The 23860-nt window shown below is 48.8% G+C and carries 13 protein-coding genes; 2 read left to right on the plus strand and 11 right to left on the minus strand.

Going from position 1 to position 23860, the window contains the following annotated elements:
• Nucleotides 1–35: 35 nt before the first annotated feature.
• The 8 genes from AC58QD_RS10985 to AC58QD_RS11020 form a co-directional block, all read right to left on the minus strand.
• On the minus strand, nucleotides 36–785 hold the full coding sequence (locus tag AC58QD_RS10985; protein ID WP_497333019.1) for an SDR family NAD(P)-dependent oxidoreductase: 750 nt from the start codon (nucleotides 783–785) through the stop codon (nucleotides 36–38).
• A gap of 55 nt (nucleotides 786–840) precedes the next feature.
• On the minus strand, nucleotides 841–3144 hold the full coding sequence (locus AC58QD_RS10990) for an FAD-dependent oxidoreductase (RefSeq protein ID WP_497333021.1): 2304 nt from the start codon (nucleotides 3142–3144) through the stop codon (nucleotides 841–843).
• A 13-nt stretch (nucleotides 3145–3157) separates the two neighbouring features.
• Complete coding sequence (locus AC58QD_RS10995; protein WP_497333023.1) at nucleotides 3158–3883, minus strand: glycerophosphodiester phosphodiesterase; 726 nt, start codon at nucleotides 3881–3883, stop codon at nucleotides 3158–3160.
• 22 nt (nucleotides 3884–3905) lie between these two features.
• The gene (locus AC58QD_RS11000) at nucleotides 3906–6155 is read right to left on the minus strand and encodes a hypothetical protein (RefSeq protein ID WP_497333025.1); all 2250 of its coding nucleotides are present in this window, start codon (nucleotides 6153–6155) and stop codon (nucleotides 3906–3908) included.
• 21 nt (nucleotides 6156–6176) lie between these two features.
• Nucleotides 6177–7280: a hypothetical protein gene (locus AC58QD_RS11005; RefSeq protein WP_497333027.1), complete on the minus strand. Its 1104-nt coding sequence runs from the start codon at nucleotides 7278–7280 to the stop codon at nucleotides 6177–6179.
• Between the two features lie 122 nt (nucleotides 7281–7402).
• Nucleotides 7403–8449 (minus strand): efflux RND transporter periplasmic adaptor subunit, encoded by a 1047-nt coding sequence (locus AC58QD_RS11010; RefSeq protein ID WP_497333029.1) that lies wholly within the window; start codon nucleotides 8447–8449, stop codon nucleotides 7403–7405.
• Between the two features lie 4 nt (nucleotides 8450–8453).
• Entirely contained in the window at nucleotides 8454–11372 is a 2919-nt protein-coding gene (locus tag AC58QD_RS11015) for an ABC transporter permease (RefSeq protein WP_497333030.1), read from the minus strand.
• A gap of 39 nt (nucleotides 11373–11411) precedes the next feature.
• On the minus strand, nucleotides 11412–12443 hold the full coding sequence (locus AC58QD_RS11020) for an efflux RND transporter periplasmic adaptor subunit (RefSeq protein WP_497333032.1): 1032 nt from the start codon (nucleotides 12441–12443) through the stop codon (nucleotides 11412–11414).
• 535 nt (nucleotides 12444–12978) lie between these two features.
• Here AC58QD_RS11020 and AC58QD_RS11025 point away from each other — a divergent pair.
• Both AC58QD_RS11025 and AC58QD_RS11030 read left to right on the plus strand, forming a co-directional pair.
• Nucleotides 12979–15084, plus strand: a complete 2106-nt coding sequence (locus AC58QD_RS11025; RefSeq protein WP_497333034.1) for a hypothetical protein — start codon at nucleotides 12979–12981, stop codon at nucleotides 15082–15084.
• A 13-nt stretch (nucleotides 15085–15097) separates the two neighbouring features.
• Nucleotides 15098–16918 (plus strand): FIMAH domain-containing protein, encoded by a 1821-nt coding sequence (locus AC58QD_RS11030; protein WP_497333036.1) that lies wholly within the window; start codon nucleotides 15098–15100, stop codon nucleotides 16916–16918.
• A 111-nt stretch (nucleotides 16919–17029) separates the two neighbouring features.
• Here AC58QD_RS11030 and AC58QD_RS11035 read toward each other — a convergent pair whose 3' ends face one another.
• From AC58QD_RS11035 to AC58QD_RS11045, 3 genes are all read right to left on the minus strand, one after another.
• Nucleotides 17030–19741, minus strand: a complete 2712-nt coding sequence (locus AC58QD_RS11035; protein ID WP_497333038.1) for a cadherin-like beta sandwich domain-containing protein — start codon at nucleotides 19739–19741, stop codon at nucleotides 17030–17032.
• A gap of 409 nt (nucleotides 19742–20150) precedes the next feature.
• Nucleotides 20151–21209: an FAD-dependent oxidoreductase gene (locus AC58QD_RS11040; RefSeq protein ID WP_497333040.1), complete on the minus strand. Its 1059-nt coding sequence runs from the start codon at nucleotides 21207–21209 to the stop codon at nucleotides 20151–20153.
• Entirely contained in the window at nucleotides 21202–23112 is a 1911-nt protein-coding gene (locus AC58QD_RS11045; RefSeq protein WP_497333042.1) for an FAD-dependent oxidoreductase, read from the minus strand. The genes AC58QD_RS11040 and AC58QD_RS11045 overlap by 8 nt, the downstream gene beginning before the upstream one ends.
• Nucleotides 23113–23860 lie beyond the last annotated feature (748 nt).

Here is a 23860-nt window from a genome sequence, read left to right on the forward strand (position 1 = left end):
CCACGAAGACCAGTTGTTAGCGGCAATGGCCTACATTAATGGAACCCTCCATCGGCGGTATAAAGCGAGCCGGTTACATAAGAGGAAGCGTCAGACAGCAAAAAGGCAGCCACCTCGTTGATTTCATCTGCACTTCCGCTGCGGCCGAGCCAAGCTTTATTGCGAATCGCTTCTTTTTCTTTATCGGATTGCCGCAGAAGGTCTTCATCTGATCTAAAATCACCGGGCACAAGAACATTGGCGCGTATCCCATATTCAGCATAATCGGCTGCAAGTACCCTAGTAAAATGATTGATCGCTGCTTTGCCTGCGCCGTAGGCAAGACAGCCCTTCAATACAGTTTGTCCGAGGACGGAGGATGTGTTGACTATAGAACCGCCGCCTGATTGGATCATTAATGGAAGCGCATACTTGTTAACCAGAAAGGTACTCGTCAGCGTACCTCTTATAGAATCCTCCCATTCCGACAAGGAAAGCTCAAGGGCCGGCTTCTCGACATTCGTGTATACGTTATGATACGTGCCGTCCAGTCTGCCGAAGCAGCGTTCAATCTCTGCTATCACCGACATTACCTGATCTTCCAGGCATAGATCGGACTGCATGTAAGCAAACCGCTGCTCCCCGTACTGTGCCCGTAAGGCTTCGATATCCGGGAACTTCTCGAGAGGATGGCGGTCGCATGCGAACACTACCGCTCCCCTAGCCAGGAACATTCGGACCGCAGAACGTCCTAAAGCCCCCAAACCCCCGGTAATCAACACCACTTTATTTGACAACATGTTCATAGGATTCACCTTTTCTATATATATTTCGGGTTACAATGAGCCAGACGAGCTAACCTTAGCTCTGATAGCACCGGATTTCATAAATTCCCGCAGATGGATCGCCGTTCGTTGCGTGGACCGTAATGCGCAGCCGCTCCGTCTGAACGGGGTGCTCCGGCACAATCATGCGGCTGCGCTGGTAGTTGCCAAGCAGCTTCCCAACCTCTAACCAGCAGCCGTCCACATACACTTCCGCCGTAATATCCTTCGGACATTCTGGATCGCGATAAAGGCCTGGATAATTCCGATAGTCACGAAGCAGCTGGCAAGGAAAGGTCAACTCGATTCGCCCGATCTCAACTGGTTCCGCCCATGTCAGCTCCAACCATTGCGGAAGAGGATCGGATGGGCCGGATCGCCAAAGGTTCGTGCTTCGGTACGGGCGAGTAACACCGCTCAGAACGTTACTTGCCTCGTAACATGCTTGTGGAGGAGAGACAAGAAAGCTCATCATCGAACCGTTCCCGACTCGGCGCATAATTCCATTCCCAATCTCATAGGCGCTTACATGGCCGGGTTCAATAATATCTGCGGCATGCCAGCAAACTTGAGCATTCGCGAGCAGATCCAATCGGACGTAGCTGCCGCGCAGTGCCGACACATCGATCCCGACCGGCCATTCCACCCATTGCTCCGGTCCCGGCTGTACAGTCAGGGTGACTGTAGCGAGCGGCTGTCCCGGCTCGACGCGATAATCCCATATATGATCGACCGCATACAATCGCGCCTCGACCGATTGCATGACATCCGATTCGTTTGCCAGGCAAACGGACAACTTCTCTATTCGATCCGCGCCGATTGCGATCCACTGTCCCCGCCTGCGCTCGAGCGCTTGAGCAACAGGCCTCCTGTCCGCCTCTTGGGATGGCGGCGCTCCAACAAGCACTGCTTCGCTAGCCGCACGGACTGTAGCCCGCTTAGCCAAATCAAGCGGGTCCTCATTCACAACGTTCGGCAGAAAACATCCGTCCCGCAGCAGCATCTGTTGGACATCACTTATCGCTTGCTCCGGAACGTCCCGGACTGGTATGCCGGTGCGGACAGCCAGTGCCGCCGCCGTACCGGCGGCCTGACCCATAACGGCAGTCGTACCCATGACGCGCACCGTACCGAGCGCAGCATGTGTAACGCTGACGTTGCGGCCAGCCATCATCAGATTGTTCATATTCTTCGCAATCAAGATTCGTAACGGAATCCCATAAGGGCCTACATAGCTTTTCGCCATGTAGGAGCCGCCCGAGCTGCCTTCTATAGCAGAATGTTCGCTGAAGGGAGCTAACAATCCTCCTGGCTCATGCAAATCTATGAACCAGCCGCCGTATGCAACTTCATCTGCAAACACCGTTTTCTGCAAAGGGTCGTGCTCGGTCATGAGATATTCTCCGACAATTCGCCTGCTTTCCCGCTTACCGGGCACTTGCCCGATCCAGTCGAGTGCGTAGGTTTGCGCTTCTTCTTTCAGCCGCGGGTCCCGATTCTTAATCCAATCCCAGATTCCCAATACGTGCCGGGTCAATTCGTGCCTCAGCGTCTCGTTATCATAAATGGTATGCCAAGGTACAGATAATTCAATCCACCAGAACCCGCTCCGCACATCGCTCGGCCATCTGCCCTGTTTGTAGAAAAAGTCGGGGTTATCGTAGTGCACGGCCCAATCTGGAGCGGTAAACGGTACGGGAAAGCCAACATCTTTCGCCTTGAAATGAATGGAATTGCCCATGACCGCATCGCTTGCCTTCTCAGGTGCGTGCGGTTCGCCGAATTCGTCCCGACCCTCCGTTCCCAGTCGCCACTCACATCCGGCTAACGCGGCAACGATGCCGTCACCAGTGCAATCGATGAACGTATCTGCACGCAGTGTCAGTTCCGTCTCCGCATGGCTGACCCGGGCAATAACAGCCTCTACCGTACGTTCATCCCGCATCATCACTTCGGTGACGGTGGAATTCAGTCGGAAGGTCAGACCCGGAGTATGCATAGCCATATCGTACATGACCAAGTCCCACACGCTGTTAATATACCCGTTGTCCCATGTCGGGTTCTCATGGTTTCGCGCCCGCTCTTCGATAAGCAGCTCAGAGATGATGCCTGTTTCCCGCGCGTAAGCGTGGAAGCTGGCCGATCCTTGTGGCGGAACGCGAATTTCAGAGGAGCTGGTGCCTCCGAATACAGGGCGATCCTGCACGAGACATACTTTCACCCCGTGGCGTGCCGCAGCGACGGCGGCGGAGAATCCAGCCAGTCCTCCGCCGCACACGACCACATCATACTTCTCCTCGACCATCCGTAAACCAGCCTTGTTCAATTGCTGTGCTTTCATCTCGACTTCAACCTCATTTCCTAGTAATGGCCTCTACCATCTTGCCTGCATGATTCCCGAGCACAATGTCTACCCCTAAATCTAGTAAACGTCTTGTCTCAGCTTCATAATCCGAGGATAAGAAGGAGCAATGAACTTGTTTATCGGAGCTCTTGATATGATCCACCATGTCCTTGGTTATTGAATATGGGCTAACACTAACTGCATTATGCTGGTGCTTGATCGCATTCTCCAGTGTCGCTTTATAGTCATCCGGGCCTGGTGCCCCGTCATTTTGGGTGAATGCGTCTTTTTCATTCTCTTTTATATGATTGATTACAGCCTGACTTCCAAAAAAAATGACTTGCTTGAGCATGCTTCGCTTCTTCACTATATTCAATACTTCGACGGAGTTATCTTTTATATGTAAAATAATGTCTACATCGCTATCACGAAACGTATCGAGTACCTGCTCCAATGTCGGGATTCTTGTATCTTCCCTATTAGCGAACGAGGCGCTTTTCCAAGCGCCTGCATCCAAATATTGCAGATATCCCTCATATTCCAATTGCTCTATATATCCGGTTCCATCCGTAGTTCTGTCTACAGAGTAGTCATGCATCATGACGAATACGTGGTCGGCTGTTTGGCGTACATCCATTTCGATGCCGTCCGCTCCCTCCCTGACCGCTTCCATATAAGCAAGCATAGTATTTTCCGGATACACATCGGAGGAGCCTCTGTGAGCTTGTATTTTCATTATGCCGTTTCAACTCCCCCTGTCAGGATTGCTTGCCCGGAAACGCAATACCCTTATACTGGATGACACACCCGTATTCCTCAGCCGAAGCCACGCACAGACTATCTTCCATTGAATCATACGAGAGACACGATATGCGATGAATATTGGCCCATTCCGATTCGACTTCTCTGACCTCGTTGTTGTCCTTGAGCACCCTTGGTCTCCCCAAATCGACAAACCCGGTGTCCCGCGAAAAATGGAACACATGCCCTGCATCCCTGCTGCCTCCATAAATTCCTACAACCTCTTCGTTGTTCAGCTTTATGAAATTCCGCAGCATTCCGCTGGAATACAGCCTGCCGTATGTAGTTTTGCGAAGATCGGGCGCCAGGCTGAACAACATGCCGTCAAGTGTTCCGGCCACGACTGTTCCGTCTCCGAGGACGGCCCCTCCCGTAATGGTCGCCTTAAACGCTCTTCCCCTGATAGTGGCAGCCTTCACATCCAGCTTCTCGGAGCGCATTTCAGCTATATTATATTTCACAATTTCATCGTTCTTGCCGGACAGCAGCAACCAGTTGTTATCCAGCTTGATGATAGATCCATCGTTTGAATCTACAAGGATATTGTCCAGCTTGCGGAGGACTCCGCTGACGTAATCGTACAAATATACGGTACCTTCGATATCGCTTGTAAGCAGTCTGTTCTGATCGAGTTCGCCATGAAACTTGGCTAATTCAATCCCGGCCGGTACATCCATGCTCGTCTCGCAGTTCCCTGATACCAGATCAACAAGTACGATTATATTATCCGTGGTCAGCACGGCAACCGTGCCATCTCCGACTTCCTCACAACACACTGAAGCTCCGCCATCATACACGGCTGCAATCCGCAAAGGCTTGCCAGAGGTGAAATCAGACTCCGTCAAGTACACGCGTTCTTTTCCGCTAATTGTATATACACGGCCGTTTATCTCGCGCACATACCTAACCGTCGTATTCTTCCAATCCATATGCTGATGAAGCGGTACCGTATGAGTCGAGTTGGACACGATATGCATGAATGCAGGGGCACCTACACCATTATAATCCGATTCCCAGTAGGGCTTCAGCTGCGCATTCGGTGCATCCGGCCCCGGCGGCTGAAGCTTCTTAACATCAACCGCTAATATATAGGGAGAAAACTCACCGCATACGTCTACCATTTGCAGCCATCCGTCACGGTCGAATATCATTTCGCAAATATATTGGGAGTCCTTGCCGCCCGGACTAATCAGTCCCAAATTCTCCGGCTTGCCTCCATTTAAAATGTCCCATCTGACCAACCGGATCGGACAGTAGCCGTCGTTCGTCTTCAAACCGTAGTACAGGACGAAGTTCTCGTCTGCAGCCAGACCACCTATTCCGTACGGGGTGATCGGCAATTGTTGAGGAAGATGGATATGGCCGTGCCGAATGACTTCCAGCGTTTCCGGGAATAGCTCTATCATTTCTGAGTCCACGTTGTCCACAAGGAATAAACTGTTCCTGGGAGAATGAACAGCGAATATAAACTGTCTCCGATGCTTCGTACCATTCGGAGAAAGAAAACTCACCTTCAAATCCTGAATCTCGTCTAATTCGGGATCGTATCTCCACATACCACCGGTATAGGAACTGCCGTAAAAGCGGCCCTTGGCATCCTTCACCAGCCTGCAGGAGGAAAATTCGGACACTTTCCCATAATCTTTAACTTCATTCGTTTCCAAGTCAATTCTATAAAAATGACCTCTCATATAACCAAGAAAATAATAGTAACGCGGATCATTGCCTAACATACCTCCATACATACTTTCCCTCGGCACAGGAATCCCCTTGATCTCGACCTTATTCGTATCGGGATCTACGATCATCAGAATCGAGCCTGGATATCCTTCCCATGGATGTTCGTAATGCTGCTCATACATCCACTGCTTGTGACCGGGGGCCGGGGCCGTATTATGAGTTGCCATGATGAGCCTTCCATCCGGCAAAAAATCGATGCTTGTATGAATTTTACTTGGCGGCATCTGCTCCGAATCGACGATCCAGATCTTGGCTACGTCGAAAATAAGCCTCAGTTCACCCGTTCTCGGGTAATACTCATAGAGTAATGCCGTCAGAGGCTTCTCGTTTTCACCGCATACACTAATAAAAAAACGGTCATCGGGTGAACGCACAAAATCCCAGACCGCATTATGTCCCTTCTCGTTAGGCAGCTGCACGAATCGTGTATGCTCCTGTGGAATACCCGCCAACAAATTATGTTCCATTGTAGTCCCTCCATATACAGCCTATTGGTATGTAATGCCAAGCTCTGGGGTATCCAGCCTTTTTCCGTAAAATAACGAGTCCATCGCAAAGCAGATCATCCCGGTGCTGAGTAGCGTTCGTTCCGCAGGAAACGGCGGCTGCCCGGTTAGAATGAGCTTTTCGATCATACGGGTCAACCGTTCAAAATGGGCGAAGGGCCGATCCATGTCGCTGTTGCACAGGGACGCCGTCGATTGATCCTGCCCGTAATGGAACGCAAAGCTCCAATACTCTGTCAGCCGCTTGAACTGGATAATGTAGCCTTTCGTGCCGTCTATGTATTCAATCACAAACAACGCCGGGTTGGGCTCAATTTCTCTAGGATGAACCGAAGGCAGACCAGGGATTACACTCAAAGCCTGCAGAAGGAGATCTTCTGGCCACTCGCCGCGATCCATGGCCGCCCAGGCTTCACCATCGGTGCCCTCAAGCAGTTGGATCGATTGAACGCCGGTTTCGCCGCCGGCCCTCTGCTCAGCCAAAGACTGAAGCACGTCCATCGCGTGATACCCGTATGATTCAAGCCCACCTGAGCTGACCACCAGGATGTCCCGAACAGAAAGCAGATTGTGCGGGTCGAAGGGAGGAACGTGATCGGTATGCGGGATCGAAGACCCTCCTAGAAACGGAATACCCCTATCTTTCATCCGGTTATACATCCATAAGGCATCGGTGTAATTGTAAGCCAAATGCTTGTCGGAGAAGATGGGGACCACTAGACCAAGTTCGTCAAGAGCTGCAATCGCCTCCTCGAGAAACCGCCTCCTCGGATACATATTCTGTTTCTTCTCATTTATCGGATAGTCTCCATGCTCACCGATTATGATGATTCCATCGATAGGGTATGGGCAATGCTCAGCCCTGACGGTCTCTCGGATTGTCGGGTATATGGGAATGCCATGGCGCGCTGCTGCTTCTTTGCTCATGTCCCCTTCCGGCACCTGATCCGTGTAGATCGAAACGACTTCAACTAGCGGTTGATAGTCAAAATCACCCAATAGCCGCCCCAGGATAACGTCCGCATGGGAATTGTATTTGTATTCGGTTACAATAGCCGCCACTTTCTTCAATTGAGTGCTACTCATCCGTCAACCCCCTCATATTCATCGGCTAAGAAAATATTATCTCTGATAGAAAGTACAGTCAATGTATTTTTTCAAGTATGTGCATTTATTTTTTATGTGTGATAAAACCCTGTGATAACTTTCTAATGATTAACAATAATTTGCTGACCCTCTTTAAGGCCACTAACGATTTCAACCTCCGTCGGTGTCATGATTCCCACCTGCACATCCACTTCCCTGCGGGTTTCCCCTTCGAGGATCTGTACAAATTGCCTGCCCTGATAATTGCGAAGAGCTCCGCGCGGAATGATCAAGACATTGTCCTTCCGGGTTAGTAACAGCTTAAATTCGATATTATCCCCGATGGATAGGCCGGAGGGAATCGCATCCACGAAATCGAAAACAAGCGTCTTGCCAAGTATTTCGGCACGCCTTGGATCAGAATCAACCAGTGGTGCAGGTGCTGTTAGCGGTGTAACCGCCACTCGGGCCTGAATCGGGGCTCCTTGATACCGAAGCCCTACAGGCATCCCGATTTCGATATCGCTCAAGTATACTGACAGGTCTCCGACATAATGAATCTGCAGTTGATCCGTTTGGGCGATGCCTACCACGTCCTTGTAAGCCACAATCGGGCTGCCTGACCTGAGCTCCGTGGGCGTATAGAACCCTGGACGTTCTACGCCATCCAAGAAAGTCACGATCCCGTCTGTCGGTGAGACAAGTACTGATTTTCTTTGTCTGTCAAGTAATCGGTTCAGCTTCATCTGCTCGATCTCAAGGTTCATCTGGTTGATCCGGATATCGTCCACATTGCCAGCGTTGATAGATTGAGCCATCTCTGCATGCATATTCTCAACAGCAAGCTGCTGCTGTGTTCGTTGCAGTTCGAAATTGCTAGAATCCAGCCTTAACAACACATCCCCCTTCTTGACTCGATCTCCCCGTTTTAAAGCGGCTTCCTCTAATTTCCCGTCAATCTCGAAGGACATGTATTCCGTACTGGCCGGCACGACAACACCGGCTCCATTCATTTCGACAGTAAGCGTTCCCAGCCTCACCGTCAATAAATCCACCTTAACTCTGACATTCTCAATAAGCTCAGGCTTGGCAGCTCCCCGGTCAGGAATGATCGAACATCCCGTAAGGGTAATCACCATAATTATGGTTAATATCAATCGTTGGATCATGGATTTAATCCTCCCCCAACTTGATCGCTTGATGAATTTTGATGCGCGATAGCAGCCACCCAAGTATGAACAGGCCTATCATAATCATGAACATCACGATCAGATAGAGTTGGACCGAATCGTTCGGATCGAACGTGACCTGGAACGGCGGCATCTGCGTCGCCGGATTGAACGAAATTTGGAACAGTTGAACGAACAACTTGCTCGTCAAGCTGCCTACAAGTCCGCCGATCAAAACTGCTGCACCCGAAGTAAGCACCTGCTCAGCGGTCAGCATTCCGATTAGCTGCGCGAAGGAAATACCCATTGCACGGATTATTCCGAATTGCAATACCCTTCCAGAAAGCGAAAGCACCCAATACAACAAAAATCCAAAAAAACTGATGATCGCTGCAATGAGAAATCCAAGCGTCATGACTCCGTTAATCGCCAACTGAAAAGGATCGTTTTTGGCATTCTTCAGCTCTTCTTTCGTATCTGTTATGGAATGAAGTTTCATGTTGTTAGCCGCTACTGCATCATAGAATGGCTGTCTATCCTCGCCTTCCTTCAAATTAATCCACACTTCGTACGGTTCAAGCCCCAGTGCCATTTGCATATACTCGAGATGCCCTACGGCTAGTAACGGCGCTTGCGATTTCTCATTGTTCGCAGGGTCGGTCCCCGGATTCGGATTGAAGGTCGGCCAGTAATCGATAATGCCATAAACGGTGAATGGCTTGGAATCCACTCCGTCCCAGCCGATATGGATGACATCCCCGGGATGGACGCCCTTATCTGCAACGGAACGCGAGACAAGGACAGCCTTCGGATCCAATGCGATCAAATTCAAATATTCATAAAAATGATGATCGAGTAAGTTGTCCCGTAACCATGCGGTGCGCCCGAACTCGGCGGTATTGATACCCATCAGTTTTATTTTACTGCTTTCTTTACCGATACTGAGACTCGCGTCGTTCTTAACGAAAACTTTAGCTGCTTGCGCTACTCCTGGAAGAGCGGTGAATGGTTCAAACGGGGGCTCGAGATACTGGATCCGTTTGGGTGCCCCCCCCGATGTCCCGCCTCCTAGAATTGGGCCACTGTCGGGACTACCTAGAGACTGACCTAGAGGACCACCGGCAAAAGGAAGAGGAGCATCGCTAATCCATTCCTGTTTCATTACGATGTCCGCACCATTTTTATAAAAAATTTTTTCTTCCGTATTACTGTTTAAAGTCCGAGCGGCGCTTGCGCTGTATAGCCCTGTAGCAATTGTCATAATTAGAAACACCATCACAAATAAGTACTGCGTTCCGGACCTTCCTACCTGAATCAGGGTTGAGTAGAGAACCGGCGACCAATGCTTCCTTCCAAGCCAATAAATAAGTCGTATAAGGACTGGATATATGCGTAAGACGAGCAGCCCAGCACCTAGGATGAATAGCGCAGGAACCAGGAAAAGCAGCGGATCAACTGAAAAATCAGCAGCATTAACTCCTAATTTCAATAAATCCCCGCGCTGCCTGTCGAACATCCGAAGGCCGAATAAGGCTATGGCAACCAGCGCGACGTCCAGGAAGAATCGGTGCCAGAATGATTGGTCTCGGCGGCGGGCCTTCTGCTGCTTATGGCCGACAATCGTGATCCGGGTTGCAAGAAATACAGGGATAAGCGTCATTAACAAGGAACTGACGACCGCATAGAGGGCATATTGGTACGAGTCTTTACTGACCTTGACCGGAAGGGTCGAGCGATCCACGAATTCGAGAAAGCCATTCGAGGCACCGAGTATCTTCGTAAGCAGCATCCCGATTGTAGGACCTACGGCAAAAGCGATCGTGCCGAGCAGTATACCTTCGATGACGTAGCCGAACATCACCTGGAGTCGGCTTGCTCCGCGGCTGCGTAGAACTGCAATCTCCGTTTTTTGCTGTTCCGTGATCAAGTTAGAGACCATATACAGGTAAAACGCAAGCATAATGATTATGGGGACGTACAAGGACCAAAGCATTTTCCTCAAGCTGGCTTCACGCACAAAATAGTCCGAGAGCGTTGTTAAAGCAGGTGCATCTATGTTGTACGTTTTGAAACGATCAAATAAAAAGGTATCGATGTTCTCACTCGTCTGGATGAAGCGGTGGATCGTGTTCAAATCCATGCTTGAATAATCGAGCACGAACAGCCAGCTAGCGCTTGATGGAGGGAGCACCTTCCCTGTAGAAAAATCCTTTACGAACAGATCGAAATCGAAAAAAAACGTTTTTCTGTAATCCGCGAGATTGTTGTACCAATAAGGATCGGCATCATCTTTCTTGGCGATGACACCTACCGGTTTGATCTTGATTGGCGTCTTGGCTTCTTCGTCCTCAATGATAAAGACGTTCCCGAGCACCATATTAAATTCTTTGAGCGATTGCTCGACGACCAAGGCTTCATAAACTCCATCCACAGGTTGATTGGCCGGGAGCCGCCCGTCAGCCAAACGGATATGATTGTAAAGGTCGGACCTTGCCGCAAATTCAGCCTGACGATTTGTTTCCGATTCGATTAAGGTTTTATCCGCAGGAGCAATCGAATACAGCTGTGTCGCTCTTTCCATCACAAGCAGGCTTATCGGAAGATCGAAACCTGGCGCGGCCTCGTTCTGCATGAAATCGTCCATATTTCTCAGCAGCTGCGGTCTGTCCTCAGGCTTGTAATCCCCGGCATCCCAGAAAGAAGTGGCGCCCATAACCGCTTTTGAATAATGGATTCCGGGGTATTGGCCGGTGGATTTCTGCAAATTTTCTAAATCTTTTACAAGCATACGTTGCAATATGGCTTCGGTATAAATCGGAATGCTGCTGACGAGAGCAACAGACAGGATGAGTCCGCTGAGCAGGCTGAGCATGAGCCATCTATTCTTAATCATCTTGCGTATAATCATGAGGAAAAGAGCCATCCATAAACACCTCCTTGCCAATCGGAATGCATAGAACATCTATTGCACAATTAGTTTTTGCCCCTCTTCCAAACCCTTGACGATCTCGATTTCCGTTTCCGACTCCATGCCTGTCTCGATATCGATCTCCTTAATACTTTCTCCTTCCAGCACTTTTACGAAATTTCTTCCCAAAAAAGAGGACAAGCCGAATCTCGGGATAACGATCACATTCTCCTTCTTCTGAAGAACGATAGTAATATCAGCACTCGTATTCAAAGTCGGCTTAACAGCCGAATCAGCAAGCTTAAAATAGATCGTCTTCGCATACCTGTCGCTTAGCTGCTTGTTATCCGTTGGCGGGGCGGATGATGGACTCTGTGTAACGGTTCCCTCCAGTTGTTGGTTCTTATATGTAATGACCGCCTTCATCCCAACTTGTACTTGCTGCAGATTGCTGGACGCGGCAGAAGTATATGACAATTGTATACTTCCAGGATCTGCTATCGTCACGTAGACTTTACCGAGCTGTACCGTGTCGCCGAGTTTTACCCGCTCTATGGAGACGATGACTCCGTCAATCTCCGCTTTCATTACTTTTCCGTCCAGCTGCTTGCGGGCTTCGTTCAGCTTGTTTTGCGCGATATCGAGCTCTAGCATGCGGATTTTTATAACCTGTTCGTTGCGGCTTTCTTTGGCCTGATCCAAATTGAGCTTGGCCCTCTCAAAGTCTCGCACTCTTTCCTTGACAACAATATCCATTCCTTCATTATCCAGTTCCAGCAAGGGAGCACCTTTTCGGACAATATCGCCGACCTTAATGGAAATTGTTGATATCTTGCCCGTGCCCTTGAACTCCTGGTATACGACTTGGGACGATTCGAAAGTCCCTGTTCCCTTAATTTGCTTGGTAATGGTCCCCCGCTTCACTTCATATAGGTTGTAACTTTCCTTCTGCGGTGACACGAGTGGCGGTTTGAGTACATCTTCTTCCTTGGGCAGCAATGAGCATCCGGAGGATAATATCAAGCCCATTAGGCACACAACTGTTGCCTTACTCCATTTATATTTCTTCGGCATTTGATCAACCAACCTCCAACCTCCAACATGTAGACATGATCAACCCTATTCAACCTCGTCCAATACGCCAGTTTGCTAGTTATACATATTTCCAGTTAATAGGATCTTAACATTTTTATAAATATAAATAAATTACTAATATGAAAAAACAATACGAAAAAAGCATCATTACTTGCTATTTCCATTATTATTTCACCTATTATTACGTAGATGAAAAATACATTTACATATATAAATTTTGATGTATAATATGAGACGTAGGAAGGAGGAAGGAACTGGGAAGTTTAGGTTAAATCACACCAAGATGGTAGACGCTCGTTCTACTCACAATTTCATTATGTTTGGAGGAGAAATAATACATCAGGTAGTTGAAGAAAACAGTCACACGAAATGGGACACAAGAGAACAAGCGGAATCCGGGCTATTTCCTGCTTTGTGGTAGCTGTATTTGGGATGGCCACTCAAATGTTATCACACTGGAGTGAAATATAGGGCTGCAGTATGCGCAAACTGCAACCGACTACAATTTAATAAAGGAGTGATTATTTTGTTAAAGCGTCTGATGCTTGTTGTCACCATGCTCTGCACCTTGCTGATGGTAGTTTCACCAGTTATGGCAAATCCATCAGATCCTGCTTTCGATGACTCTTGGTCGAGAGAAGGGCTGACAGCACAAGTCAGTCAACTCAATACGTTGATTGATACTACTAGCCGGCTCCAGCTAAAACAGTTCCTTGAAAGCGTTCGCAATAATGCGAATACGGTGTTGGGTTCATCTGAGATTCTATCCGATGTTGGCTTGGCCACCCACAAAGCATTGAGATATGCTCTGAAGCTGGTAACTGATGTTAATAAGGAGGGTAATGCTGCTCTTTGGACTAACTCCCCGTTTATCGTGTACGATACACCAGCGATTAGTCCTGATAAACGCTTACCTAACAATCTTCCGCAAGACGGTACAATCAGTGATCAGCTTTCGATCATTTCGGCCCAAGGCGAATTCGAGGCTGCTTCATTCGTACTTGCCCCGCTTAGCGATGCGAGCTCAGTCACCTTTGCCGTGAATGAGTTGACAGGTGAGGGCGGCACGATTCCTGCCAGCGCTGTAGACCTGCGGGTCGTAAAAACCTGGTATCAGGGTGGTACGGCATGGCAAAGCTACTTCGCTGACTCCTCCAAACAGGTGCTGGTACCAGAACTTCTGCTGCATGATGAAAACCTTATTATGGTCGATCATAACCGGAAGGGAAATTCTTTGCGTGTTGACTACCCTGCTGGGTCGCAATATAAGGATATTTCCAATATTCCGGCAACTAAGTTTAACACCTATGACGAACCGGTAGAGGACAGTCCAACACTCCTTCCGATCGCGCTTAAACAAGGTGAATCCAAGCAGATGTGGTTGACTCTGAAGGTGCCAAACCAGACACCTGCCGGTTTCTACACTGGAACGATTAACATTACAGCAAATGGCGTTTCGGCTGGAAGTATTACATTGAATGTTCGCGTACTGCCTTTCGAGCTTCCTCAACCTAAGACGTACTATGATGTGAACAAAGACTTTTACGTCATGCTCTTCCACCAGAGCCGCGTGAAGGAACACTTGGTGCAAGCCAAAGGGAATACTGCATTAGTAGAAACCAAGCTTTTGAACGATTATCGCAACCTGGCTGAGCATAACGTCCTCAATCTTCCGGGTCCTTTATATTCAGTCAATGATAAAGCTACCTTCACCCGACAGCTGGAGCTTATGCAGCAGGCTGGACTCAGCTTGAATCCACTCTTTGGCGTTAAACAAACATTTCCTCCCTACGATATTTTCAATAAATATACCGGTTATCTGAATGCTAAGACGGTTTACGAAGCGAATCCGACTCCGGCGAACAAGCTCACAATGGATAACTTCTACACCGCATGGCGTAACGGAGTTAATGCTCAAAAAGCGGCACTGGACGAAGCTTTTGATTATGTTTCCAACTTAGTCGGACACACGAATCTGTATTTTGACGGTTGGGATGAGCCAGGTTGGTCCATGCTTCAGTTTCAGCAGGAGATGTGGCAGTTTGTACAGGATAACGGATTTAAAGTATTTTCTACTGGTACTGTGAAGCATCTTGAGTTGAACGTGAAAGAAAATTTCCTGAACACAGTCGGTGAGCCAACACGTGAGAAAGCGGATGCGTGGCATGCCTATGGCAGTGATAAAATGATTACCAACTATGCCTACCCGCATACCGGTCCAGAGAATCCGGACTTGATGCGCCAACGTCACGGGATGTGGACGTACAAAGCCAACTATGATGCTACATACAACTACATCTTTTACGAGGGTCCTCCGAATATCTGGAACGATAACTCGATCCAGGATGAATTCCGCAATTTCAACCTGGTCTATCCGACCAGAACGAAACTGATCGACACCATTGCCTGGGAAGGGTATCGCGAGGGGATCGACGATATCCGTTATGCGACTAAGCTCAAGCAGCTTGCAGCAAATGCAATCGCCTCCGGTCAACAAGCACGGGTAACTGCCGCAAACAATGCCTTGTTCTGGTTGGAAGAAGTCGATGAGCGCTCGATTAATCAAGATTTACTAAGGTTAGAAATGATTCGTCATATTCAGCTCATGCTTGACTTGGAAAATACCCAATAAGGAGGCGGTATACATGTTAAAAAAATCCGGACGATTCGTGGTGCTGCTGCTTGCGCTGGTATTTGCCGCTTCGGGTCTGACACAAGCACAAGCACAAGCTGCGGGTCCTGTTAAAAAAGTGTACGAAGTCAATTGGGCAACAGAAGATTTATCTACTCCGGCGAATTGGGTGCAGAGTCAATATTTCAACAATCCGCTTTATAAGGAAACACGGTTTGGAGTATATTGGCCTGGTACCCCGATTCCTCCTGGCGGCCCACGCGAGACATCCTTTTACATGGCCTACCGTGAGGATGGCTTGTATATGTTCTTCCAGGCAAATGAGTGGGAAAACGATGCAACCGGCCATTTGAAAGGCAGTGACTTTGAGTTCTTTGTTGTACCAGGTGAGGGTGACCTCGCTTACCATCAAATGATTGTGCCAACTGCCGGCGGAGAGATTCAATATTATGAATGGCAAACCGAAAATCGGAATAACCGTCCGCTCAAAGGAAGCGTAAGAGTTAATTCTGCGCAAATACCGACCGGATGGGGAACCGTAGTTGTCATCCCTTGGGAGAACGTGTACGACAACCTGCCTCTAAGCGGCGGTAATTGGCAGTTTAACCTGATCCGCTGGTCTCCCTCCGATGGTCAAACCTGGGGAGGACATGTGCACCAACCAGGAAAGTTCAACCTGCTCCACTTCCAGGCTCCTACAGCGGAACAGCGTACAGCCATTCAAAAGTATACGCTAGCCCGTGCATGGAATGAATTTCAGACAAAGTCTGCGGAATTGACGGCAACATGGCTCAATAACCCGGCTACGCAGGATAAGGCTTTCTATAACAAAGTGGTCTTGCCTTTGATAGTTGCAGGCTCTGTGAACGGTCCTCTGATGGACAGATTGGGCAGTTTAAATGCGATTGAGACAGAAGAACTGTTCTCAAATGTTCCGGATTGGATGGAGCTCCGCTACAATGTGGACGATCAACGTATGACCTATTTGAAAAAGTCGTTGATGAATTCGAACCCGGATAACACCGCACCGGTGACGGAAGCCGTTGTGAGCGGAACTAAAGGGTCTGGCGATTGGTATGTATCCAATGCATCGGTTGCACTGAGCGCAGAGGATGACAATTCAGGCATAGCGGTGACCGAGTATGCGTTGACCGTTGTTCAAAGTACGTATGGTGTGCAGTCCACCCCTGGATTCGTGCCATATACCGCTCCGATCGTGCTAAGCGATGGTGTTTATGGGCTGCAATACCGTTCCGCAGACAACGCAGACAACATCGAAGATGTAAAGTCACTCGCCTTGCAAATCGATGCAACAGCTCCGACATTCGCTGTATCAGCGAATGGCAGCCCATTGGCAAACGGTGCGGAATTCCAAGACAGTCAGGCGATCAGTTTCACTGTGCAGGCGGCAGATAACCTGTCCGGCGTAGCTCAGCAAGCGATCACAGTGGATGGAACGGAGTATGTACCAGGAACAGCATTGGATTGGGCAGGTAAATTGGGGACCCACGTGATCCAAGTCATCGTGAAGGATCAAGCTGGTAACACTTCCCAGTCCGTGATCAGTGTGAACGTCAAGACTAGCTATGCCTCGATCGAGCAACTATTGGAACGCTATATCGCGTCTGGAGATATAAGCGGACCGCTTCAGAATCAGCTTACCAATAAATTTGAACAGGCAATGGATCAATTGAGCAATGGCCACCATGATCAGGCAATCAAGCACCTGGAGGACTTCCTGAAGCTTATCGGTAACCCGCCTCAGCAAGATAACATTTCAGCAGAAGCTAAAGCCATCTTGGTTGCAGATGTGAACGCATTAATCCAGTCCTGATCTGCAAAGGCAATTAACAGCTAGAGGAATATCAATGAAAAAGTCCCTGATTCGTTGCTTGATACAACGAATCAGGGACTTTCTTTCTACTACGTTATGATGAGAACTATGTTAACGGGAGAGAGGTTGGATTTGAAACAGGAGCATTCTAATGTCTGAGCGATCGAAAGTCCCGTCTCCATTCGCATCGACATCGAAATGACGCCTGTTCAAAAAAGCGACGATGTTATTGATATGAATGTCATTGGGATCTGGAAAATCAGGACTATAGACGGTAATTTTGTTCTGTACATCCATAGCGGCAGTGGCGGTAAGCTGAGAACCGAGTACGCTTTGGATGACCCCCCCTTGCATGTCGACCGTTATCCGGTCCCATTTATACAGTGGTTCATTCACGAAAAGGTCTACCGTTGTACCGTCGGAGGAGCTGTAAACGACTTGCTCCACTATAATCGGAATGCTGCCGACATGTACTAAAAACGCACCGGCAACTATGGATTCTGGGGCAAGCGGCTGGTTAAACGTTAATTTGATCATTTGACCCGACGCGTCTGTTTGCGCGGTTAGCACGGATAAATCGGTCCTGAACTGAATCGAGTACGTTTTCGTGGTCACCTGGTCTTCCGCGATAACGTTGATCCTTATCGTGGCCGTCCCGTCATCATGGATCATTACAGGAAAGTTGATCGATTTCTGCCCATTTGCCGCTTCGTTCTCCGTGATGCCGATGGGGTTGTTCGCCCCATACGTTGCATCCCTCACCGTAATCATGGAGCTACCCGGAACCATGGCGGTTACGAACACCTGGTAAACATCATTCGTCACCGTGACGGTATAGGATACTACATTGGAAGCAAAGTCCGGTGATAATACCCCCGTCGAAACCTCTAACGCGCTTAAATCCGCATCGGACGATGCTGCGCGCTTCACTATCAACGTGAACGTCTGCGTCGTTGTTCCATCTAACGCTGTTGCCACCACAGTGATCGGATTGTCTCCCACGTTCAGGCTTATCGCGCCCGACGCTTGCCCGTTCGCCACAACCACGCCGTTCACCATTACGGTTGCCGAACTATCCGACACCGTCGGCGTTATCGTAATGCTGTTCACGCTGCTCGCCACGCTCGCCGTATAGTTGGTCGTGGCTGAATCAAACGACGGGCTCAAGGTACCGCTTGACAGCGTTAAACCTGTCAATCGCGGCGCCCGCATCACCGTTATCGTGTAGGTTCTCGTTGTTCCATCCATTGACATGGCAAACACAGTGATTGGGGTGCTGCCCACGTTCAGGCTTATCGCGCCTGACGCTTGCCCACTCGCCACAACCGTACCGTTCACGGTTACGCTTGCCGTAATGTCCGATATAATCGGCGTCACCGTGATACTATACACACTGTTCGCCACACTCGACGTGTAGCTGGTCTTGGCCGAGTCGAACACCGGGCTTAGTGTCCCGCTCGACAACATCAACCCGCTCATAATTATATCTGAGAAATAGCACGCTTTACCAACCCCTGGTACAGGGTCACCAAAGATCGAATTGCTGCAATCTGTTCCGTTAGTAAAATTTCTATAGGCGTAGATACCATTTGCTCCATAACGCACTTCTTTTAACCCCGAAAATGAACAATATCCATTTTCTCCTGCACAATATGTCCAAACGAGCGCTTCAGCACGCGTCGTCGTTACCGAGTACGTCTTCGTCGTTCCATCCTGAGCCTTCACTTGCACATCGATTGTATTCGCGCCTACGTTCAGGTTAAGCATGCCGCTCGCGCTGCCACTTGCCACCGTCGTATACGAACCTCCGTTGACCCGTACCTGCATCGTCGCCGTGCTATCTGCCGCTATCGCTGTCATGGTGAGCGATGATACACTATTGGCTACGCTTATTGTGTAGTTTGTCGTGCCGGCGGCAAACACCGGACTGAGCGTTCCACTCAAAAGAGTTAAGGTGCTCAGGTCTGCATTAGAGCTTTGAGTCCACTTCGCGTACAAAGTCGTGTCCTGTGTGATCGGAGTAGAGAAATCGAAAGCACTATTTAACCCCGTATCCGAGTACCAGCCTCCGAATGTATATCCCTCCCTCATCGGTGAGACGGGCACCGCAGCCGGGTAGTTGTAGCTCACCGTCTCGCTGTCCACCCCCGTACCGCCAGTGCTGTTGAAATTCACTACGATCCCATTGTCTAACATAACTTCCATTTCAACTACTCCAACTTTGGCACTACCATTTGTAAATACGGTTCTTACTTGATCGGAAGTGACCGTATCAAAATATACCGTATTCAACGCTTCCCTGGGATCTAAATTTGCCACACTTTTTAAAGCTGCCGAAGGTGTCACTGGGCTATATGTTGCATTGGTTACAGTTGCCCAACCACTGCCATTCCAATATTGAACAACATAACTAGCCGGTGGCTGTACTCCGCCGCCATCATTAAAAATGTATAAATTGACCCTGTTAAAAGTTGTCACTGTGCCAAAATTAATGGCCAACCAATCCGAACTATTCGGGGAGCTGTAATTGGTCCATCGATCACGCGGATTCTCATTGAAAGAGTAAATGCCATTGACTGCACTCCAGGTACTATCACCGCAGTTACACGTGTATGACGCCGTAACTTGCGGGTAACCCGTCTGAGTTTGATAGTTTGGATTATAAGCAAGATTAACTACATTTGATGCATGAACCTTGTTTGAAATAGAAATAAGAACTAGAATACAGGCAATCGAGAAAAGTAAAAATATCACGCTTGTTTTTATCCGTTTTTTCAATGTCATTCCACGCCCATCCCTTTTAAAATACAGAATACCCCGCATTTACCCAATTTCATATCCAGACATGGCGCCCGGATCAGTTACCGTTTTATGAAGATCAAAGCTGAAATAAAAAGTAACGGCATCTACTCCCATTATAGGTATCCCTTTGATTCTATTCTAGATGAAGATGTGCACTAGCGGAAGCCGAAATCCAATATTTTTCGGCATAATAATCCAAATTTTATGACTTAAGTCACATTTTTGATACGGTTCACCGTATCACTCTAACACTGAAATTGAAAAGGGCATCCTATCGGATGCCCCTGAGTGAGATGCCTAACAGGCGTTAACACAAAATTGACAGAACTGTGCACACCCTAATCTTGAAATCTAATCAAGAACTAGCCAAAAATTTCTTCATTGCTATGCACACTTTTAACTATTTTTTACTACGAGACGAGCTTGAAATTCAGATCTTCCGAAGTGCAGCCAGGCCTACCAAATCACCAAGTAGGAAAGCGTTGACTACAGAGGTCTCTTCACATCGTGGATCGTACGGAAATCCCTCTAACCAAGGGCCTGCCATGAACAAACCATCTACAACGGCGGGATTGCAGAACATTTCTTGAAAGATCGGAACCGTGCGAGACGGTATGGATTTGTCCGCTTCAACATGTGGGTCGATAACATGACCGGCGGTCCAACCAACAAATGATTCAGAGGATATACGAAGCTCGGGATCACCGCTGACATCATCGCTAAGATGCGCTAATACCCCTGTCCGCAGCGCAGGAATGCTTGCACGCAGCATGATCAGCAGCTCTTCCAACAGAAGCAGCCATTCGGCTCTGGACCGTCGTTGATTCGAGATGAGCGTCACACGCCACTCATTCATCCAGAATGTAGGACGACACACCACCCGCATTTCCCCTGCTATCGGCGATGTCAGCACGGTTTCTTCCGGACATTTGTCGGTTACGCCGTTGTATATTAAATGCACCATGGATATTTGTTTGTCTGCATGTTCTGCATGGAACCACATCCTGCTGATTTTGCCGTGTGCCGAGGCATCGATCACCTTCGGCGCATCCAGTCGGGCACGGCCTGATTTGCAGGCTACCTCCAATCCATACACTTGCCGCCCCTTCGTCAACAACCGGGATGGCCAAACATGGAACAACACGTTCACTGTATATCTGGAAAGCAGCTCATCGAACGCAACAGCAGCCGCTGTCGGGTCTACCTGATCTTCAAACCATCCTTTGCTATCCCGCAAACGGTCGTAGTATTCACGCACAGAGGAAGAATGGTTAGCATGTTCATGCAGCTTAACGAAAGTGTTATAGCCGCGCGTTATTTCCCGCCCTAATATTCCTGTCGGTTCAATCAGCGCAACATTAAGACCTTCTGCTGCCATTGTCCGCGCAACGGATATACCCGATACTCCTCCACCGATTACGATTGCATCATATGTTCCCAAGAAGGCTACCTGTTCGCCATTCATGTCCTTGCGTATTACTTCACTCATGAGAAGGTATCTCTCCCTTCGCTTCAGACAAACGGGTAATAAGCTTGTCGGCCGCTGTTCTTGCATATGCCCGATGATCATGACGGTATTGCTCAAGTATTCCTTGACCCGGCCCCCCTATCAACTCTAGTAAGTAGCTAGCTGTAAGCTCCAGCCCCCATCTCATTGAGCGTGTGTCTTCACTTACATCAATCGCGGGACCGGCACCGTGCAGCATATAATCATTTCCTAGTCCCTTGTCGGATAACATCTCATTAACAGCCGTAATGGTCTCCTCTTTCAAACTGTCATCCAGCTGGTCTGCCACCGCTATCATATAATGAAGCAAAAAAAGAAGAGTCGCACTTCTTCGCTCCTTAATAAGCAGTTCAGGCACATCGACCGCCACGGATACATCCTTCATAAGCTTCAAGAGGATAAGGGCTGCGAGCCACCTCTCTTCTGTGCGCGTCAGCTCATTCGGTCGGTCAGTGTCCCTGCTGCGAAAAGTCCCCACAAGGAATGGGACACTTGCAGGATGCCGCAAGAGCCCGAGTGCGAATGCTGCGCCTCTCTGCCGCCTGCCTTCCGTAAGACTCAACACTTCCAATAAAGGCTCTACGCTCACGTCACCGAACTGCCACAGCCACCATAAAGCAATCGATTCTTCAGCGCCGCCCAGATGCCGAATCAGCGCGTCAACATCAGCAGTCTGAATCCCTTCTTCCAATGGACGCTGTCGATCATCAGCAGATTCCCCTTTGAACTTCAACCATGGCGCGCTCGGTCGGTGTAATATATCCTGCGCATTTAATACTCCGCGCGCAATCAGCCTTTCCTGCAGATGGCTCACATTGACTTGCTTCGGGGATACTGCTTCCTGCACACTCCATGCAGCCGCCGTACCGGCAACCTCGCCAATCTTATGCAGATCGCGTTGCATCCGCAGCATTACCGCATTGTCATGGTCTTGTGAGAACGCTCGGCTGCCGATCAACAAACCCTCAATACCGCGGGGGATTAGGCAGCGGTAAGGAACGTCACCCCCGAACCCGAAGCGCCACATCCCCAGTACGGCCACCCAGATCTGCGACCATTCACTTTCATTCGCGTAATCGAAGGCGTGGTTCTCATGGTGAGCGAAACATCGCATCACAACATCGTCGAAGCGTCGGTCAAACAATAAATCATCTTGCTTCATAATATATTCACCCTGCACTAGACGGCCTTCCCGCACACCTAATTGCGGACCAATTACAGTGTAGTGTGTGTTGGATGGAACCTCTTCCCCTCGCCAAGCATGACGCCGCCCTGTTCGATAAGCGCGTGAAACATCACCGATATCGGTAATATCGGCCCAACCAATATCGAAGTTTTTGCATCGCAGCTGGTTCTTCTCATCCACATAACGGGGAACGAGAGAATAATTGTGCAGCCCGCCGTCCCATTCTCGACCAAGCGTATATTCGGCTCCCGCCAAATACGCGATGTCCCCATCTCCGGTTGCATCAACGGTCACTGCGGCTTCGATTCTCAGCGAGTCACGTTCACTCTCGATGATCACGCCCCGGACCTTCACTCCGTCCATGATCACCTCTGAGACAACTGCCTCGTACACCGTGCGTATGCCTAGCTCGGTGAACCTTTTCTCAATCGCGAGCGCCTTGGACTCTGGAAGGAATGTCTTGGATGTGCTGCCCATTTGTGCATTGAGGTGCTGGGCCGTCTCATCCAGCGAATCCTGTATGCCGCCTGTCGTACCAAGATAATAATAGTGCACGCCAGCACGAACGCCGACTCCGCCCAATCCGCTGTCGCGTTCAACTAATACAACATCTGCACCTTCTTCGGCTGCTGCAATCGCCGCAGTCACACCTGCTGTCCCTCCTCCTACAACCAGTACATCTGCCCGCCAACAATTCAACTCATCATCCCCTTGAGATTGAACTACCGTCACAAACACAAATTAACGGAGTTCTTTCGTTTTCATTATAGTGAAATATTTTCTTGTATGTATTTTTATTATAAATCATATTCCAGTATTTTGTAATCGCTTTTATTTGAGGATACCTTGTTGGGGCTCACATAAAATAAGAAAAACCGCTAGAGAAGATCACTCTAGCGGTCCTTGGCGATTGAGTTCAGTTGTGCCCGAGGGAGGGCAGGAAGGTGGGCTACGATTGCTATTGTGCTTGGGTTCCCTTGATTATGATGTTAGAGGTAGGAACCCAGCCACAAAGGCAACTACTTCGTTTCTCCGCTCCACCTTCCTGCCCTTCTATTCGACTATGGATTAGGGAGGCAATAAATTTCTTAAATAGTGTGATAGGCAACTGCAAAACCTGCAGTTAATTTCACTCAAACGCACCATATTTGAATAATAACTGTAAAACCTGCAGCTAATGATTAGACTTTTATCGAGATGAGCCAGATCCCATAAATTTAACTGTACGAAATGCAGGTAATTGAGTAAAAGGCCCGACTCTCAGCAAATTAACTGCAGCTTATGCAGGTAAAGGAAAGTCGCGAACTCGAACACACTTTTTTCGAGCAAGGAGAGCATACGACTTTTATGAAGTAATACCTAAGTAACAACACCTATCTTCACTTAGTCCAGAATAATACTAACTAGTAGTAAATTGAGTTCATTATTTCCCTGGTCCTCACCTTTT

Source organism: Paenibacillus sp. J2R1T-4, assembly GCF_059692235.1.

Bases quoted from the DNA above. Each gene is read 5' to 3' on its own strand.
- AC58QD_RS11010 (WP_497333029.1), bottom strand. From the start codon at position 8,449: ATGATCCAACGATTGATATTAACCATAATTATGGTGATTACCCTTACG.
- AC58QD_RS10985 (WP_497333019.1), bottom strand. From the start codon at position 785: ATGAACATGTTGTCAAATAAAGTGGTGTTGATTACCGGGGGTTTGGGG.
- AC58QD_RS10990 (WP_497333021.1), bottom strand. From the start codon at position 3,144: ATGAAAGCACAGCAATTGAACAAGGCTGGTTTACGGATGGTCGAGGAG.
- AC58QD_RS11030 (WP_497333036.1), top strand. From the start codon at position 15,098: ATGTTAAAAAAATCCGGACGATTCGTGGTGCTGCTGCTTGCGCTGGTA.
- AC58QD_RS11015 (WP_497333030.1), bottom strand. From the start codon at position 11,372: ATGGCTCTTTTCCTCATGATTATACGCAAGATGATTAAGAATAGATGG.
- AC58QD_RS11040 (WP_497333040.1), bottom strand. From the start codon at position 21,209: ATGAGTGAAGTAATACGCAAGGACATGAATGGCGAACAGGTAGCCTTC.
- AC58QD_RS11035 (WP_497333038.1), bottom strand. From the start codon at position 19,741: ATGCGGGGTATTCTGTATTTTAAAAGGGATGGGCGTGGAATGACATTG.
- AC58QD_RS11000 (WP_497333025.1), bottom strand. From the start codon at position 6,155: ATGGAACATAATTTGTTGGCGGGTATTCCACAGGAGCATACACGATTC.
- AC58QD_RS11005 (WP_497333027.1), bottom strand. From the start codon at position 7,280: ATGAGTAGCACTCAATTGAAGAAAGTGGCGGCTATTGTAACCGAATAC.
- AC58QD_RS10995 (WP_497333023.1), bottom strand. From the start codon at position 3,883: ATGAAAATACAAGCTCACAGAGGCTCCTCCGATGTGTATCCGGAAAAT.